This is a genomic window from Vibrio sp. OPT41, assembly GCF_015163595.1.
In the GTDB taxonomy this organism is placed as follows: Bacteria; Pseudomonadota; Gammaproteobacteria; order Enterobacterales; family Vibrionaceae; genus Vibrio; species Vibrio alginolyticus.
In genome coordinates this window covers 231,188-231,946 of record NZ_JADDYH010000014.1, presented here as the reverse complement: position 1 = coordinate 231,946, position 759 = coordinate 231,188, and the positions used below count along the sequence as shown (strand labels likewise).

The following is a 759-nucleotide window of genomic DNA, read 5'->3' as shown; positions in this document are numbered from 1 at the left end:
GTGCCTAAGTCACCGACTTCGGTATCGCCGAGATTAAGACCCAACTCTACTTGCGTTTCCGCTTCAGACGCGTTCGATAGCGTCACTTTGAAGTTCGCCGTATCACCCTCATTAATGGTGCCAGCATCGGTAATAGTCACGCTTGGACGGTCATCATCCGGATCGGGACCCGGACCCGTACCATCATCCACTATCGTTGCCGTACCCGTATCGCTGCCTTGCACCGCCCCAATGCCAGTCACCGTCACACTGAAATCTTCAGGGCCTTCATAAACAGCGTCATCAATGGAAGCAATGCGCACATCAAACTCAGTTTGCCCTGCTGGCACCGTTACTACGCCATCGTTTGGCACTGCAACCCAACCGGAGCCTGTGTTGTATTCTAGGGTGCCTAAATCTCCAACTTCGGTATCGCCGAGATTAAGACCCAACTCCACTTGCGTTTCCGCTTCAGACGCGTTCGATAGCGTCACTTTGAAGTTCGCTGTGTCACCCTCATTAATGTTGCCAGCATCGGTAATTGTCACGCTTGGACGGTCATCATCCGGATCAGAGCCTGGACCCGTGCCGTCGTCCACTATCGTTGCCGTTCCCGTATCGCTGCCTTGCACTGCGCCAATGCCGGTTACTGTCACACTGAAATCTTCAGGGCCTTCGTAAACGGCGTCATCAACAGAAGCGATGCGCACATCAAACTCAGTTTGCCCTGCTGGCACCGTTACTACGCCATCGTTTGGCACTGCAACCCAACCACTTCCC

The 759-nt window shown here is 53.9% G+C and carries 1 protein-coding gene; it reads right to left on the bottom strand.

Translation table 11 applies throughout. The features are described 5' to 3' along the window. Positions 1 to 759: Calx-beta domain-containing protein (locus IQP38_RS26285; RefSeq protein ID WP_322621756.1), on the bottom strand; the 759-nt coding region annotated here is incomplete at both ends.